Below are 14408 nucleotides of genomic sequence, written 5' to 3'. Positions count from 1 at the left end.
GGGGGGAGTGGCCGTGGCGGACAAGGGGACTCCTGAAGGCTGGGGGGGTGGCGGGGGTCAGCGCAGGGAGCGGCGGACACCGCTCAGGGTGTCCGGGCGGAAGCGGGTGAAGGCCGCACCGTCGAGGCCGAGCGTGCCGGCCTGGTACTGCAGCCGCTCCGGGGTCGCGGCGTCGCCCCAGCGGCCGCTGTCCAGCCGGTGCTCCAGCGCGTGCAGTGCGGCGACCACCTCGGCGGTGGTGAAGTTGCAGTGGCCCTGCCGGGCCGTGTACGCCTGCCGCAGCAGCGAGGAGTCACCGGCTGCGCGCACCCGCGCCGCGAACGCGTTCTCCTGCTCCACCGGGACCAGCTGGTCGGAGGTGGTGTGGATGTCGAGCAGCGGTACGGCCAGGCCCTGTCCCGCGGTGGAGCTGTGCTCCAGGTTGCGGACGGCCGCCGGGTCGGCGGTGGTCCGCGCGCCCTTGGTCAGCCGGTCCAGATCGGCGTGCAGATCCAGTCCCGCCGCCCGGTAGAGGGACTTGACCTGGGCGGCACGGGCCGAGCGGTCGAGCAGCGCGGTGTAGTCGACGCCCCGGTTCCAGGAGGTGTTGCCGCCGGCGGACTGCTCCACCGAGTAGCGGGCGGGGACGAGGAAGTACAGCAGTCCCTGGGCGAGCCAGTCGTACTGCTGGGCCTCCTGGCCGGCGTAGTCGTGCGCGGCGGGCTGCTTCTGGCCCGGTGCCCAGTCGCTCAGATTGAGGTAGGCGGCGGCGAGCGCGATCCGGGCGCGGCCCTGGGCGGTGGTCTGGGCCTCGGTGACGGCGGCGGTGAGCCGTCCGGCGAGGGCGGTCGCCTGGTCGGGGCCGCTGAAGCCGACGAGCCGGTCCGCGTCGTCCGGGTCGAGCAGCGAGGCGATGGTGTACTCGGCGTCCAGCTGGTAGTTGTCCAGGTCGACACCGCCCGCGACCAGGCCGCACAGCCCCAGGGCGCCGTCGACGCGGCCGGCTCCGTCCCGGGCGATCTGGGCGTTGATCAGGCCGCCCATCGACAGGCCGACCGAGATGACGCGGTGGGGCCTGCCGAGCTCGCGGCGGAAGGCGTCAAGGGTGGCGAACTGGTCGCGTTCGGCGGAGTCCAGGGCCCACAGTGACCCGGCGGGGTCGTAGGAGGATCCGGCCAGGGCGTACCCCTCGGCCAGTAGCTCCTGCTGCGCCGCGGGGCTCGGTGCGTCCTGGGCCTGCAGGGAGCCGAAGCCGTGGGCGAAGAGCAGCAGGGTGCCGTTCCAGTCGGCGGGTCGGTCGGCGGTCCAGGTGGCGCCGTCGGAGAGGGTCCCGGTGTGCTGGACGGCGCCGGTGGTGGCTGCCGACGCTGTGGCGGCCGGAGCGGTGACGGTCAGGACCAGGGCTGCGCAGGCCAGTGCGAGCCCGCGCAGGGGGCGAACGGACATGGAGGAGCTCCGCTTCTCGAGGTGGGAGCGTGCCGGAGTGTCCAGCGAATGTATGGCTGACCTGAAACGGCCGTCAAGAATATGACGAACATCAGCTCAGGGCTCGGCAGCCGGGGTGCACACCGCCCGCGGCGGGGCGGTCCTCGGGCGGGCCGGCTGTACGCGGCCGCTACGGACGTCCCGTCAGAACCCGTTCCACGTCCCACAGATGAGTTGTGTGCGAGCAGGTCGCCAGGCGGGAAGGCCACGCCTGGCCTGTCGTCCGGGCGGTACCCAGGGTCCTCCGAGCCCCGGGCACGGGGTGCCTGCCGGGCCTCACCCCGGGCGGCGAACCGGAGCTCCGGCCCACAACCCGGATCCGGCCGCCCCGGGGGCCGAACGCCCACCCGTGCCGCACGCGGGGGCCCACCCACCGCCCGAGTGGGACGTCCTTCGGTGTGCCGGACGGGGCAGCGCCCGGCCGGGCCGCCCGGCCGGGCCGCCCGGACCGGGCGGGCTGGTCCCCGCTGCGTCGCAGCCGGACCCGGACCGCCCGTCCCCGTGGCCGAACGGCCGCGCCGGGCACCGCCTACGGCCGACCTCGACCCCGGTCGGCCGGGGAGGGTGCGCGCCCTGCCCCGGACGTCACCGGAGCGGCCGACCGGCCTTCAGCGCCTCACGGCCAGGTCAGGCATAGTGCCGGTAGACCGCAGCTGCCACACAGGCAGGCTTGTCGGAACCCTCCACCTCCACGGTGAAGCCGAGTTGCATCTCGACGCCCTCGCCCTTGACCTCGTCCACGGAGTCCACGGTGCCGTGCAGACGGATCCTCGCGCCGACCCTCACCGGAGTGGGGAAGCGCACCTTGTCCAGCCCGTAGTTGATGCTCATGCGGATCCCCTCGACGCCGAGGAGTTCGTTGAAGAGCGGGATGACCAGGGAGAGCGTCAGATAGCCGTGCGCGATCGTGCCGCCGAACGGGCCGTCCCCGGCGCGTTCGGGGTCGACGTGGATCCACTGGTGGTCGTCGGTCGCGTCGGCGAAGGTGTCGACCCGCTCCTGGGTGATCTCCAGCCAGCCGGTGCGGCCGAGGTCGACGCCGGCGAGGGCCTTGATCCCGTCGAGTCCGGTGACGGTGCGGTGCGGTGCGGTGGGCATGGGTTTCCTTCGGTGGAGGGTCAGGCGTCGGTGCCGTAGGCCCGGCGGATGGGGAGTTTGAGGAGCTTGCCGGCGGCGCTGCGCGGCAGTTCGTCGGTCAGGACCACGGACTTGGGGATCTTGTAGCGGGCGAGGCGGCCCTCGAGGGAGGCGAGGATCCCGGCCTCGTCGACGGTGGCGCCCGCCCGCAGGACGACCACCGCCCGGCCCACCTCGCCCCATGTCTCGTCGGGTACGCCGATCACGGCGCAGTCCACGATGTCGGGGTGTTCGTGGAGGGCCTTCTCCACCTCCGCGGGGTAGATGTTCTCGCCACCCGAGATGATCACGTCCTTGACGCGGTCGACGACGGTGACGTATCCGTCCGCATCCCTGACGGCCACGTCCCCGGTGCGGAACCAGCCGTCGCGGAGGGCGTCGGCGGTCGCCAGCGGAAGTCCCCAGTAGCCCGCCATGACGTTGGGGCCCTCGGTGACCAGTTCGCCGCGCTCGGCGTCCGCCCCGTCGGGGCCGGTGATCCGGACGTCGCTGAAGAAGTGCGGCAGGCCCGCGCTGCCCGCCTTGGCCAGGGCGTTCGCGGCGTCGAGGAGACAGACCCCGGGCGAGGCCTCGGTCATGCCGTATCCCTGGATGAAGCTGAGGCCACGTTTCTCGTAGACACGGATCAGCGACTCGGGGACGGGCGCCCCGCCGCACATCATGCTCCGTACCGAGGACAGGTCGGCCGTGGCGAAGCGCGGCTCGGCGGCGATCTGCTGGAACATCGCGGGTACGCCGAACATCACCGTCACCCGGTGCTCCTCGACCAGGTCGAGGGTGCGCGAGGGGGAGAAGGACTCCTCCAGGAGGAGCGTGCCGCCCTTGAGGAAGGTCGGCAGACAGGTCATGTTGAGCGCCGCCGTGTGGAACAGGGGGGCGGACAGCAACGTCACCTCGTCCGCGGCGAACTCCCCGTCCACCAGGGTGTTGATGCTGTTCCAGACCAGGTTGCCATGGGTGAGCATGGCGCCCTTGGTGCGGCCGGTGGTCCCCGAGGTGTACATGATCATGGCGAGGTCGTCATGGGTGACGTTCTCGTCCAGGGGGCTCTCCCCGGCCTGCTCCAGCGCCCGTTCGTATCCCTCGCCGACCGGGACGGTACGGGACACCCCGCACTGCTCGGCGAAGCCGGTGAAGGCGTCCGTGTGGACCAGGCAGGTGGTGCCCGAGTCCGTCAGGCAGTGGGTCAGCTCGGGCGCTGCCAGCCTGGTGTTGAGGGGGACGAAGACCGCCCCCAGCCGGCCGGCGGCGAACAGGGTCTCCAGGAAGGCCGGATGGTTGGGGCCGAGGAAGGCCACCCGGTCGCCGCGCCCGACGCCGAGCGAGCACAGATGGTGGGCGAGGCGGGTACTGCGGTCGTGCAGCTGTGCGTAGGTCAGGCGGGTGCCCTGGTGGACGACGGCGGTGCGCTGCGGGCTCTTGCGGGCGCGCCGTGCGGTCCAGGAGCCGATGCCGTGGTCACGCATGCGGGAACTCCTCTGTCTCCCTGGTGCTGCGGTCGCCGAGTCGGTGGGGGCCGGAGCGTCCGGGCCCGGGCGCGGTCAGTCCTTGGTGAGGCCGAACAGCCGGGCGGCGTTCTCCTTGAGGATCTTCGGCCGGACCTCGTCCTTGATGGGCAGCGCTGCGAAGTCCCTGAGCCAGCGCTCCGGGGTGAGCAGCGGATAGTCCGTGCCGAACAGCACCTTCTCCTGGAGCAGGGAGTTGGCGTACTGGACGAGCTGCGGCGGGAAGTACTTCGGGGACCAGCCGGACAGGTCGATGTGGACCTGCGGCTTGTGGGTGGCCACCGACAGGGCCTCGTCCTGCCAGGGGAAGGAGGGGTGGGCCATGATGATCGGCATGCCGGGGAAGTCGGCCGCGACGTCGTCGATGAACAGCGGGTTGGAGTACTTGAGGCGGATCCCGCCGCCCCCCGGCGTGCCGGCGCCGATGCCGGTCTGGCCGGTGTGGAAGACCGCGATGGCGCCGGCCTCCTCGATGGCCTCGTACAGCACGTACGCCGACCGGTCGTTGGGGTAGAACGCCTGGACGCTGGGGTGGAACTTGAAGCCACGCACCCCGAAGTCCCGCACCAGACGACCGACTTCGCGGGCACCCGCCCTGCCCTTGGCGGGGTCGATCGAGGCGAAGGGGATGATCACGTCGGGGTTCTCGGCGGCCGCCTCCGCGATCTCCTCGTTGGGCACGGCCGGCGTGCCGGTGGCCGCCTCGGCGTCGACGGTGAAGATCACGCAGGCCATCCGCCGCTCGCGGTAGTAGGCGGCGATCTCGGGCAGGGTGGGCTTGCGCCGGCCGCCCTCGACCTTGAAGTACGTGCTCGACGCCTCCTCCAGCTCGGAGGAGAGCGAGCCCTGTCCGCGCGAGGAGACCTCGGCATGGGTGTGGACGTCGATGGCGGTGATCGCGTCGATGTCGATGCCCGTCATGTGGGCCTCCCTACAGCGTCGGGGCGGGGATGCCGTAGCTCTCCGGGTGCCGGCCCACCGACACCGGCCAGGCCGCGGCGATCGCCTCCGCGGACCAGCCCCCGTCCGTGTAGGCGGCGGAGACCTCCTGGGGGTGCGACCACAGCGAGAGCTTGTCGCCGCCTATGCCGATGCACTGGCCGGTGACGTCCTTCGCCGCCTCGGAGGCGAGGAAGACGACCAGGCCCGCACAGTCCTCGGCGACGCCGAAGGCGACGCCCTTGCGCAGCGCGTCGGGGAAGGGGGTGCCGTCCATCTCGTACGCCTCGATGTACGGGGCGAAGAGCGGCATCGTCCGGGTCATCTCGGTGGCGGCGTTGGGGACCACGGCGTTGGCGGTGATCCCGGCCCTGGCCAGCTCCATCGCCCAGGTGCGCACCATGGCGGCGATCCCGGCCTTGGCGGCGGCGTAGTTGGTCTGGCCGAAGTTGCCGCGCTGCCCGGCGGGGGAGCCGGCGACCACGATCCGCCCGCCCTCGCCCTGCTCGCGCATCCGGACGGCGGCGGCGCGGGCGCAGGTGAAGGTGCCCCGCAGATGCACCTGCTGGACGGTGTCGAAGTCCTCGTCGGACATCTTCCACAGGACGCGGTCGCGCAGCACGCCCGCATTGGTGACCATGACGTCCAGTCGCCCGAACTCGGCGACGGCGCGGTTCACCAGGGCGTCCGCGGCCTCCGCGGTGCCGACGGCGACGGCCTCGGCGACGGCCGTCCCGCCCTCCTTGACGATCAGTTCGGCGGCAGCCCCGGCGGCTGCCTCGTCCACGTCGTTGACCACGACCGAGGCGCCGGCTGCGGCGAGCGCGCGGGCGTAGGCGAGCCCGAGCCCCCGGCCACTGCCGGTGACCACGGCGACCTTGCCGGAAACATCCATACTGTGTCTCCTTGTGCAGGTGAGAGGCGGTGCGCGGGGCGCGTAAGGTGCACGCGCACGACTGTCACGCTATGCACTTCTGTTGCGACAGTCAATGGAATGCGTAACCTTGGCGCATCGCTGAGGTGGATCGACCGCGGAGGGACGACATGGCAGGCGAGATGCACGGCACGGCCGGCGCAGAGGAGGCCGGGAGCGTGGCGGAGGCCGCCCCGCGGCCGCAGACGCTGATGCTCACCTTCCTCGGCAACTACGTCCTGGGCAGCGGCAACTGCGTCTACTCCGGTAGCGTCATCGAGGTCTTCGGGCGGGCGGGGGTGGGGGAGCACGCCACCCGCTCGACCCTGACCCGCATGGTCAACCGCGGACTGCTGCAGCGCCGCCGCCAGGGACGGCGCATGTACTTCGGACTCACCGAGCGCGCCGCGGCCATTCTGCGCGACGGTGAGGACCGGGTCTGGAAGCGGGGCGCCGTCAACGACGACTGGGACGGCACCTGGACCCTCCTGGCCTTCTCGCTGCCGGAGTCCTCCCAGCGCCAGCGCCATGACCTGCGTTCCCGGCTGACCTGGGCCGGCTTCGGTCCGCTGATCGGCGGACTGTGGATCGCCCCGGGTCACGCCGATGTCGGGGCCATCACCGGCGACCCCGAACTGGGCCCGTACGTCTCGGTGTTCCGCTCCACCGCCGACCCGGCGACCGACATCGACGCCATGGTCCACGACACCTGGGACCTGGCCACCCCGGCCCGCGGGTACCGCGCCTTCCTCGACCGCTGGTCCGCCTTCGCCGACGGCGCACCCGCCCCCGGCCTCGACGAACTGGCCGTCAAGCTGCTGCTGTTGACCGAGTGGCTGCAGATCGTCCGCGCCGACCCGCATCTGCCCGTGCGGCACCTGCCCGCGGACTGGCCGGCGGCGGCCGCCGAGGCTGTCTTCCGCCGGGCCGACGCCCGGGTGGACGCCCGGGCCCGGGCCCAGGCGGAGGCGCTGCTGGAGACGCTGCCGCTGCAGGGGTGAGTTCCAGCGCCCGGCCCTTCCCCTCCGGCCTCGGCCGGATCACCGTCCTCTCCCGGAAGCACGTCCGGGACGACCTGTCCGCCGGGCGGGGTGCATGCGGGGCTTTGCCCGGGGCGGCGGTCGTTCCCTGCTCACCCCGACCGGTGTGGGGCCGGTGCTGCCCACTCATGGAGGAACCCCAGCCGACGCGCGGCTGGGGTTCCCCGTGGGAGTGTGCACCGGTCAGCAGGTGGAGTCACCCAGGCCGTGAACCGCCGGCCCGGGCACCTGCAGACCGCACCGGATCCCGATCACTGTGGAACGGGAAGGTCAGTGCTGCAGGGTGAGGACACCCGGCCGCCACGGCAGCTGGTCGTAGCTGCCGCTCGCGCTGGGGGACTTGCCCTGGTAGAGGAACTGCAGGTTGCAGGGGTCGATGGTCATGGTCTGGTCGGGGTTGTTGCGGACCAGGTCACCGTGGCTGATGTCGTTGGTCCAGCTGGCACCGCTGTTGGCCTTGCCCGCGAAGGGGTTGCTCTCGCTGGCGGCCTGCGGGGTCCACGATCCGCTCAGGCTGGTGGCCGTGTACGAGCGGAAGTAGCGCCCGTTGGAGCCGATCGCCTCGACGATCATGAGGTACTGGTTCGAGCCCTGGACCTTGTAGACCTCGGGGGCCTCGAACAGGTTGTTCGTCGAGTCGGTCATGACCGTCGTGTACGACGAGCCGAAGTTGCCCGGGAAGTTCCCGATCGGCATGCTCGCCCGGTAGATGTTGCCGTTGTCACCGGCGAAGAACAGATACATGTTCTGGCCGTCGGCGATCAGGGTCTGGTCGATCGGGCCGGTGCCGGAGTTGGAGATGCTCCCGGTGAAGAGCGCCTGCGCGGAGGACCAGCCGTTGGGGTTGGTGGGGTCGCTCGAGGTGCGGTACATGAAGGGCGATGAACCCCACTGGTACGCCAGCACCCAGATGTTCTTGGGAGCGAAGTAGAAGAGCGTGGGCGCCACCGCGGCCTGGCTCATACCGGTCTGGCCGGCCGACGCCATGTCCGACCAGTTGGTGAACGGGGTGAACGCCATCGAGCCGTACGACGAGCCCGACACGTTCGATGCGTAGACCAGGTGCTTGCCGTTGTAGACGACGTTGGTGAAGTCCTTCAGCGAGACCCACCCGTTCGCCGGCTGCGCCAGAGCGCCCGTGGACGACCACCGGTACGTCGACGGAAGAGCGCACGAGCCGCCCGACGGCGCGGACGTGGTCGGGGTCGGCGTCGAGGTGGGGGTCAGGCCGCTCCACTTCTGGTTGCTGCCGCCGTTGCACGTCCAGATCTCCACGGCGGTGCCGTTGGCCGTGCCGCTGCCCGTGACGTCCAGGCACAGCCCGGACTCGACGCCGACGATGGTGCCGTCGGAGTTCACCCGCCACTGCTGGTTGGCACCGCCGCTGCAGGTCCAGATCTGCACCTTGGTGCCGGCCGCGGTGGCGTGGTTCGGGACGTCCAGGCACTTGTTGCCGTAGACGGTCAGCTGGTTGCTGTTCGTCAGCGTCCACTGCTGGTTGGTGCCGCCCCAGCAGTCGTAGATCTGCAGGGAGGCGCCGTCGGTCTGGCTGCCGCCCGACACGTCGAGACACCGGCCGGAGGCAACAGCCTTCAGCGCGCCGGTGGTGGCGGCCTGAGCCGGGCTGGCGACGAGTGTCGCCGCCAGCGCGACCACGGCCGCCACCACGGTGGCGAGCACCACAGGCAGATGCCTGCGGTGGGAACTTCGTCTGCGCATGGGGATCTCCTTTGTGGACGAATGGCGCTGTCGCGGCTCTGTTACCGCTAACATGTACATGTCAGCCTGTCCGCGTGCACCAAGTGTTGTCAATCGGCCGGCGAGAATGCTCGCCACTGCCGCAGTTGAGCCGCGACGGCCCCCGCGCCTTCGGGCTATGGACGTGACATCCGGGCAGAGCCGCTGAGCAGTGCTGCAGAATCGGCATGGGCCCGGCCGATGTCATCGGCGGGTGCACCTTCGGACCACGACAATCGATACGAATCGTTCGGTCCGTCAGACGGGGGCTGAGCCCCGCGTTTCGCGCGGATGCGCCGGTACCCGGAACGGTGCGGTTCCGGCGAGCCGTCGACCTTCGAGGACTGCGCTGATCAATCCCGTGACCGGAGCTCGGTCACTCGGCGGGAGAACTCACAGGATGTCCTGCCCGCCCACCACCTCCTCCGAGATCGGTCGCCGGGCGACGACCGGTCTGCACCCGGTCCTGCCCGGCTGTGTGACGGGATCCTTCGATCCCCTGGACTGTCCCTGTCCCGTCGGTGCGCCGGAGTGCGCACCGACAGGACAGGCGGAGGGCGGATGCCGCCCTGTCGTTTGCCGCTCAGCCCCGGCGACGGGCGGTCATGGTGCGCTGGATCAGGATGAAGGCGAAGAGCAGCACTCCGGTGGCGATCTTCGTCCACCAGGAGCTGAGCGTTCCCTCGAACTGGATGAGGCTCTTGATCAGGCCGAGGACGAGCACCCCGCAGAGAGTCCCGATCACATAGCCCGAGCCGCCGGTGAGAAGCGTGCCGCCGACGACGACCGATGCGATCGCGTCGAGTTCGAGACCCACCGCGTGCAGCGGGTCACCCGACTGGATGTACAGGGTGAACAGCAGCCCGGCCAGGGCGGAGCAGAATCCGCTGACGGTGTAGACCGCGATCTTCGTACCGGCCACGGGGAGCCCCATGAGCAGTGCGGACTGCTCACTCCCGCCGATGGCGTACACCCGCCTGCCGAAACGTGTGTAGTGCAGGACGTAGAACGCCGCGGCCAGCACGACCAGCGAGACGACGGCGGCGATCGACAGGAAGGACCCACCGGGCAGCGGAACGTGTGTCTGCGCGAGTCTGTCCACCGCGGGGTCGCTGATGGAGATGGACTCCTTGCTGATGACCAGGCACAGACCCCGGAAGAAGAACAGCCCCGCCAGGGTCACGATGAAGGGCTGGATCTCGAAGTGGTGGATCACATAGCCCATCAGATAACCGCCGAACGCGCCGACGGCGAGCGCGATCGGGGCCACGACGAGCAGGGGCAGACCCTGCTTCTCCACCAGCCAGGCGGTCAGCATCGTGGTGAACCCGATGACCGATCCGACCGAGAGGTCGATTCCGCCGGTGAGGATGACGAAGGTCGCGCCGACGGCGGCGACGAGCAGGTAGCCGTTGTCGATGAACAGGTTCATGAAGACCTGGGCATCGAGGAAGCCGTACGCCTGGTAACGGAAGGCGCCGAAGCCGAACATGACGACGAACAGACTGGCCGTCACCAGGACGGGCAGCCGCCTGTCCTGCAACAACCGGTACCCGTGCGGGCTCGGCCCGCCTCTGCTGATCACGCTCACGGCGACACCTCCAGCTGCGGAGCGGCGTCGACCGACGCGCCCGGATCCTTCCTGGCAGGGTTGCGCCGCTTGGTCAGGGCGCCGAACGCCTTCTCCCGGAAGGCGGCGGACTGCAACAGGCACACGATGATGACGACGACCGCCTTGAAGACCAGATTGGTCTGGGTGGGCACGCCGATGGTGTAGATCGTGGTGGTGAGGGTCTGGATGATCAGTGCCCCCACGATCGTGCCGCCGAGATGGAACCGCCCGCCGGTGAGCGAGGTGCCACCGATCACGACGGCCAGGATCGCGTCGAGTTCGATCCACAGTCCCGCGTTGTTGCCGTCAGCGGCGGACACGTTGGAACTGATCATCAGGCCGGCGACGCCGGCGCACAGTCCGCAGAAGACATACGCCATGATCTTGATGCGGCGCGATCTGATGCCCGCCAGACGGCTGGCCTCCGCGTTGCCGCCGACCGCCTCGACCAGCAGACCGAGGGCGGTGCGGCGGGTGAGCACCATGCTCAGGACGACCACCAGGGCCACCACGAAGAGGGAGAAGGGCAGGGTCAGCCAGTAGCCTCCGCCGATCAGCGAGTACGAGTCGCTGTTGACGGTGATGATCTGGCCGCCGGTGATCAGCTGGGCGACGCCGCGGCCGGCGACCATCAGGATCAGTGTGGCGATGATCGGCTGGATGCCGAGCCTGGCGACCAGCAGACCGTTCCAGGCGCCGCAGACCAGCGCCGCGGCCAGTGCGAGCCCGAAACTCAGGAGGACACCCGCCACGCTGTTCTGGTCCGCCTGCTTGCTGACGACGAGGCAGGCGAGGGCGCCCGAGATCGCCACCACGGCCCCGACCGAGAGGTCGATGCCGCCCGTGGCGATCACCAGGGTCATGCCGATCGACACCAGGATGAGCGGCGATCCGAACAGCACGATGGAGACGAGGCTGCCGTAGAGGTGGCCGTTCTTCAGGTGGATCTCGAAGAATCCGGGCGTGAACGGCACATTGATCAGAAGCAGCACGATCAGGGCGGCGACGGGCCAGAACAGCCGGTGCTGTGTCGCGGCGCGCCACAGGGATGAGAGGCTCACCGGTGCTCTCCACTCGCGATGATCTCCAGGACCCGCCCGGCCGTGACGTCGGGACCGTTGGCAATCCGGGACACGAGCCGGCGGTCGCGGAGAACCCCGATGGTGTGACTGAGCCGGAGGACCTCCTCCAGCTCGGCGGATATGTAGACCACGGCCATGCCTTCCTCGGACAGGGACACCACCAACTTCTGGATCTCCGCCTTCGCCCCGACGTCGATCCCCCGGGTCGGCTCATCCAGGATGAGCAGCTTCGGCCGGGTGAGCAGCCAGCGGGCCAGCAGCACCTTCTGCTGGTTTCCGCCGCTGAGGGCGCTGACCGGCGCCTCGGGATCGGCGGGACGGATGTCCAGCGCCGCGATGTACTTGGCGACCAGCTCGTCGCGCTGTGAGACGGGGACGGGACGGGTCCAGCCGCGTGCCGCCTGGAGGGCGAGAATGATGTTCTCCCGCACCGTCAGGTCCGGCACCAGCCCCTCGGCCCTGCGGTTCTCCGAGAGGAAGGCGACCCCCCGGCCGATGGCGTCGTTCGGCGCTCGCAGCGCGACCTGCTTGCCGTCGATGTCGACCCGTCCGCCGTCGGGGGCGTCGGCGCCGAACAGCAGCCGGGCCAGCTCGGTGCGTCCGGAGCCCAGGAGACCTGCGAGACCCAGGACCTCTCCGGCGTGGACCTCCAGGTCGAACGGGGCGATGCCACCGGTCCGGCCGAGGCCCTCCGTCCTCAGCAGCGGCTCACCGTCAGCCGGCTGCGCATGGTGCTCGCTGAGTTCCTCCAGCTGACCGAGGTCCTTGCCGATCATCAGCTGGACCAGCTGCATCTGGTCGAGGTCGGCGACCATGTGCTCGGCGACCAGGGTCCCGTTGCGCAGGATGGTCATCCGGTCGCAGACCTCGTAGATCTGGTCGAGGAAGTGCGAGACGAACACGATCGCCATGCCCTCGTCCCTCAGCCGCCGCATCAGGGCGAAGAGTTCTTCGACCTCCCCGCGGTCGAGACTGGAGGTGGGCTCGTCCAGGATCAGCACCTTGGAGCCGCCCGCACCGCGCCGCTCGGCGGCGTCACTGATGCTGACGGCCCGGATGATGGCCACCAGCTGCTGCACGGCCAGGGGGTACGAGCCGACCGGCGCGGAGACGTCGAGGTCGAGACCGAACCGGGTCACCAGCTCGGTGGCCTGTTCGCGCAGCTGCTTCCACCGGATACGGCCTGCCCGGACCGGCTCGCGTCCGATGAGGATGTTCTCCGCCACCGAGAGGTTCTGGCAGAGGTTGACCTCCTGGTAGACCGTGCTGATGCCGGCCTGCTGCGCCTGCAGCGGTCCGGTGATGTGGACTGGCCGCCCGTCCAGGCTGACCGTTCCCCCGTCCAGCGAGTGAACCCCCGTCAGCAGCTTGATGAGGGTGGACTTCCCGGCTCCGTTCTCACCGAGAAGAGCGTGGATCTCGCCGGGGAAGAGCCGGAAGTCGACGCCTGACAGCGCCCGCGTGCCGGCGAACTCCTTGACTATGCACTTCATTTCCAGGACGGGTCGAGGCTCTGCCATGGCAGTGCTCCTAGAGGGAATCGTCGCGACGTGTACGGGAGTGCCGGAGAGGCCCGGCACTCCCGCGTCCGGCTGTCAGTACTTGCGGTTCGGCAACGCCGCCGCAGCCTGGTCCGCCATGAAGTCGCCCTCCTGGGTCTTGATCCACCGGGGCAGGGTGGAGCCCTTGCCGGCGTGGACCGTCTTGGCGGCGTCCATCAACTGCGGGCCGAGCAGCGGGTTGCACTCGACGATCCCGTTGATCTGGTGCTTGGTCATGGCGACGAAGCCGTCGTGAGTACCGTCGACCGACACGATCTGGATGTCCTTGCCGGGCGTCTTGCCCGCGGCCTGGATCGCCTGGATCGCCCCGAGGGCCATGTCGTCGTTGTGGGAGAACAGCACCTCGATGTCCGAATGCGCCTGCAGGAAAGCCGACATGACCTGCTTGCCGCCGGCGCGGGTGAAGTCACCGGACTGGCTGGCGATGATCTTCCAGTTGGGGTCGCTCGCCTGCATGATCTTGGCGAAGCCCTTGGCGCGCTCGATCGCGGGGGCCGCGCCGGTGGTTCCCTCCAGCTGCGCGATCTTGACCGTGCTCTTGCGGCCGCCCAGGATCTTCTCCAGCATGTGCGCGGCGCGCTCACCCTCGTTCTCGAAGTCCGAGCCCACCAGGGTGACGTAGAGCGAGGGGTCCGAGGTCTCGACGGAACGGTCGGTGAGGATCACCGGGATGCCTGCGGCCTTCGCCTCCTTCAGGACGGTGTCCCAGCCGGTGACGACCACCGGGGAGAAGGAGATCACGTCGACCTTCTGGGCGATGTAGCTGCGGATCGCCGAGATCTGGTTCTCCTGCTTCTGCTGGGCGTCGGAGAACTTGAGGTTGATCCCGGCGGCCTTGGCGGCGTCCTTCACCGACTGGGTGTTGGCGGCACGCCAGCCGCTCTCCGATCCCACCTGCGAGAAACCCAGGGTGATCGGCTTGCTGGCATTGTCCGAACCGGTCGTCGTGCCGGGGTTCTTCTTCGCGCAGGCCGCGAGCCCGCCGGCGGCCGCGGTGGCGGCGGTGATCGCGAGGAAGCGGCGTCTGTCGATCATGTCTTCTCCGTAAGTGGGTGGGTGGCCCGGGAGGGGCGTTGGCTGGCGCCCCCGGGTTCTGCAGTGCGGCGCTGCCTGCCGCGCCTGCCGGGATCGGCCTGGTGGGCCGCTTGTACCAGCGACGGTTGATCGTGTTAGCGCTCACGATCAGCGTGGTCAGGCGTGCAGACGGCAGCCTGGCGACGCTGCTTCGGTTCCGAGGGGAGGTCGGTGATCCGGCGGACTCGTTCACCGGCCGTACGGTGGTTCCGCTTGATTCGCTGATCAGTGGCGGTAGCCGCTGCCCAGCGGGATCCGGGGCGACGGTACGCCCCAGGCGATCGCCGAGGACGGGCCTGGTCCGGCGAGCGGTCGCCTGACGCCGCCGGGCCAAGAGTGATCG

11 protein-coding genes are annotated in these 14408 nt (G+C 69.9%); 1 reads left to right on the top strand and 10 read right to left on the bottom strand.

Annotation, left to right across the window (positions count from 1 at the left end; genetic code table 11):
- Positions 1-57: 57 nt before the first annotated feature.
- The 5 genes from AOK09_RS16370 to AOK09_RS16350 all read right to left on the bottom strand — a co-directional run bounded on the left by AOK09_RS16370 (position 58) and on the right by AOK09_RS16350 (position 5940).
- Positions 58-1425 carry an alpha/beta fold hydrolase gene (locus AOK09_RS16370; protein ID WP_055587944.1) on the bottom strand — a complete coding sequence of 456 codons (1368 nt, stop codon included), beginning with the start codon at positions 1423-1425 and terminating at the stop codon, positions 58-60.
- A 666-nt stretch (positions 1426-2091) separates the two neighbouring features.
- Positions 2092-2562: a MaoC family dehydratase gene (locus AOK09_RS16365; RefSeq protein ID WP_055587943.1), complete on the bottom strand. Its 471-nt coding sequence runs from the start codon at positions 2560-2562 to the stop codon at positions 2092-2094.
- A 20-nt stretch (positions 2563-2582) separates the two neighbouring features.
- On the bottom strand, positions 2583-4067 hold the full coding sequence (locus tag AOK09_RS16360) for an acyl-CoA synthetase (protein ID WP_055587942.1): 1485 nt from the start codon (positions 4065-4067) through the stop codon (positions 2583-2585).
- A 75-nt stretch (positions 4068-4142) separates the two neighbouring features.
- Positions 4143-5027: an amidohydrolase family protein gene (locus AOK09_RS16355; RefSeq protein WP_055587941.1), complete on the bottom strand. Its 885-nt coding sequence runs from the start codon at positions 5025-5027 to the stop codon at positions 4143-4145.
- A 10-nt stretch (positions 5028-5037) separates the two neighbouring features.
- The gene (locus tag AOK09_RS16350; protein WP_055587940.1) at positions 5038-5940 is read right to left on the bottom strand and encodes an SDR family NAD(P)-dependent oxidoreductase; all 903 of its coding nucleotides are present in this window, start codon (positions 5938-5940) and stop codon (positions 5038-5040) included.
- A 149-nt stretch (positions 5941-6089) separates the two neighbouring features.
- On the opposite strand from AOK09_RS16350, the gene AOK09_RS16345 reads away from it, so the two are divergent.
- The gene (locus AOK09_RS16345) at positions 6090-6959 is read left to right on the top strand and encodes a PaaX family transcriptional regulator (RefSeq protein WP_245687320.1); all 870 of its coding nucleotides are present in this window, start codon (positions 6090-6092) and stop codon (positions 6957-6959) included.
- Positions 6960-7268: 309 nt separating this feature from the next.
- On the opposite strand, the gene AOK09_RS16340 is transcribed toward AOK09_RS16345, so the two are convergent.
- The 5 genes from AOK09_RS16340 to AOK09_RS16320 all read right to left on the bottom strand — a co-directional run bounded on the left by AOK09_RS16340 (position 7269) and on the right by AOK09_RS16320 (position 14026).
- Positions 7269-8717: a non-reducing end alpha-L-arabinofuranosidase family hydrolase gene (locus AOK09_RS16340; RefSeq protein ID WP_107101353.1), complete on the bottom strand. Its 1449-nt coding sequence runs from the start codon at positions 8715-8717 to the stop codon at positions 7269-7271.
- A gap of 601 nt (positions 8718-9318) precedes the next feature.
- Positions 9319-10326 (bottom strand): galactofuranose ABC transporter, permease protein YjfF, encoded by a 1008-nt coding sequence (gene yjfF, locus AOK09_RS16335; RefSeq protein WP_055587939.1) that lies wholly within the window; start codon positions 10324-10326, stop codon positions 9319-9321.
- Positions 10323-11408 (bottom strand): ABC transporter permease, encoded by a 1086-nt coding sequence (locus AOK09_RS16330; RefSeq protein WP_055587938.1) that lies wholly within the window; start codon positions 11406-11408, stop codon positions 10323-10325. Before AOK09_RS16330 ends, yjfF begins: the two co-directional genes overlap by 4 nt.
- Entirely contained in the window at positions 11405-12949 is a 1545-nt protein-coding gene (locus AOK09_RS16325) for a sugar ABC transporter ATP-binding protein (RefSeq protein WP_055587937.1), read from the bottom strand. The genes AOK09_RS16330 and AOK09_RS16325 overlap by 4 nt, the downstream gene beginning before the upstream one ends.
- Positions 12950-13024: 75 nt before the next feature.
- Positions 13025-14026: an ABC transporter substrate-binding protein gene (locus tag AOK09_RS16320; RefSeq protein ID WP_055587936.1), complete on the bottom strand. Its 1002-nt coding sequence runs from the start codon at positions 14024-14026 to the stop codon at positions 13025-13027.
- Positions 14027-14408 lie beyond the last annotated feature (382 nt).

It is taken from the genome of Peterkaempfera griseoplana (assembly GCF_001418575.1).
In the GTDB taxonomy this organism is placed as follows: Bacteria; Actinomycetota; Actinomycetes; order Streptomycetales; family Streptomycetaceae; genus Peterkaempfera; species Peterkaempfera griseoplana.
Note: the sequence above shows the minus strand (reverse complement) of the source record. Positions and strands in the feature narration are given on the sequence as shown.

Bases quoted from the DNA above. Each gene is read 5' to 3' on its own strand.
- AOK09_RS16370 (WP_055587944.1), bottom strand. From the start codon at position 1,425: ATGTCCGTTCGCCCCCTGCGCGGGCTCGCACTGGCCTGCGCAGCCCTG.
- AOK09_RS16365 (WP_055587943.1), bottom strand. From the start codon at position 2,562: ATGCCCACCGCACCGCACCGCACCGTCACCGGACTCGACGGGATCAAG.
- AOK09_RS16360 (WP_055587942.1), bottom strand. From the start codon at position 4,067: ATGCGTGACCACGGCATCGGCTCCTGGACCGCACGGCGCGCCCGCAAG.
- AOK09_RS16355 (WP_055587941.1), bottom strand. From the start codon at position 5,027: ATGACGGGCATCGACATCGACGCGATCACCGCCATCGACGTCCACACC.
- AOK09_RS16350 (WP_055587940.1), bottom strand. From the start codon at position 5,940: ATGGATGTTTCCGGCAAGGTCGCCGTGGTCACCGGCAGTGGCCGGGGG.
- AOK09_RS16345 (WP_245687320.1), top strand. From the start codon at position 6,090: ATGGCAGGCGAGATGCACGGCACGGCCGGCGCAGAGGAGGCCGGGAGC.
- AOK09_RS16340 (WP_107101353.1), bottom strand. From the start codon at position 8,717: ATGCGCAGACGAAGTTCCCACCGCAGGCATCTGCCTGTGGTGCTCGCC.
- AOK09_RS16325 (WP_055587937.1), bottom strand. From the start codon at position 12,949: ATGGCAGAGCCTCGACCCGTCCTGGAAATGAAGTGCATAGTCAAGGAG.
- AOK09_RS16320 (WP_055587936.1), bottom strand. From the start codon at position 14,026: ATGATCGACAGACGCCGCTTCCTCGCGATCACCGCCGCCACCGCGGCC.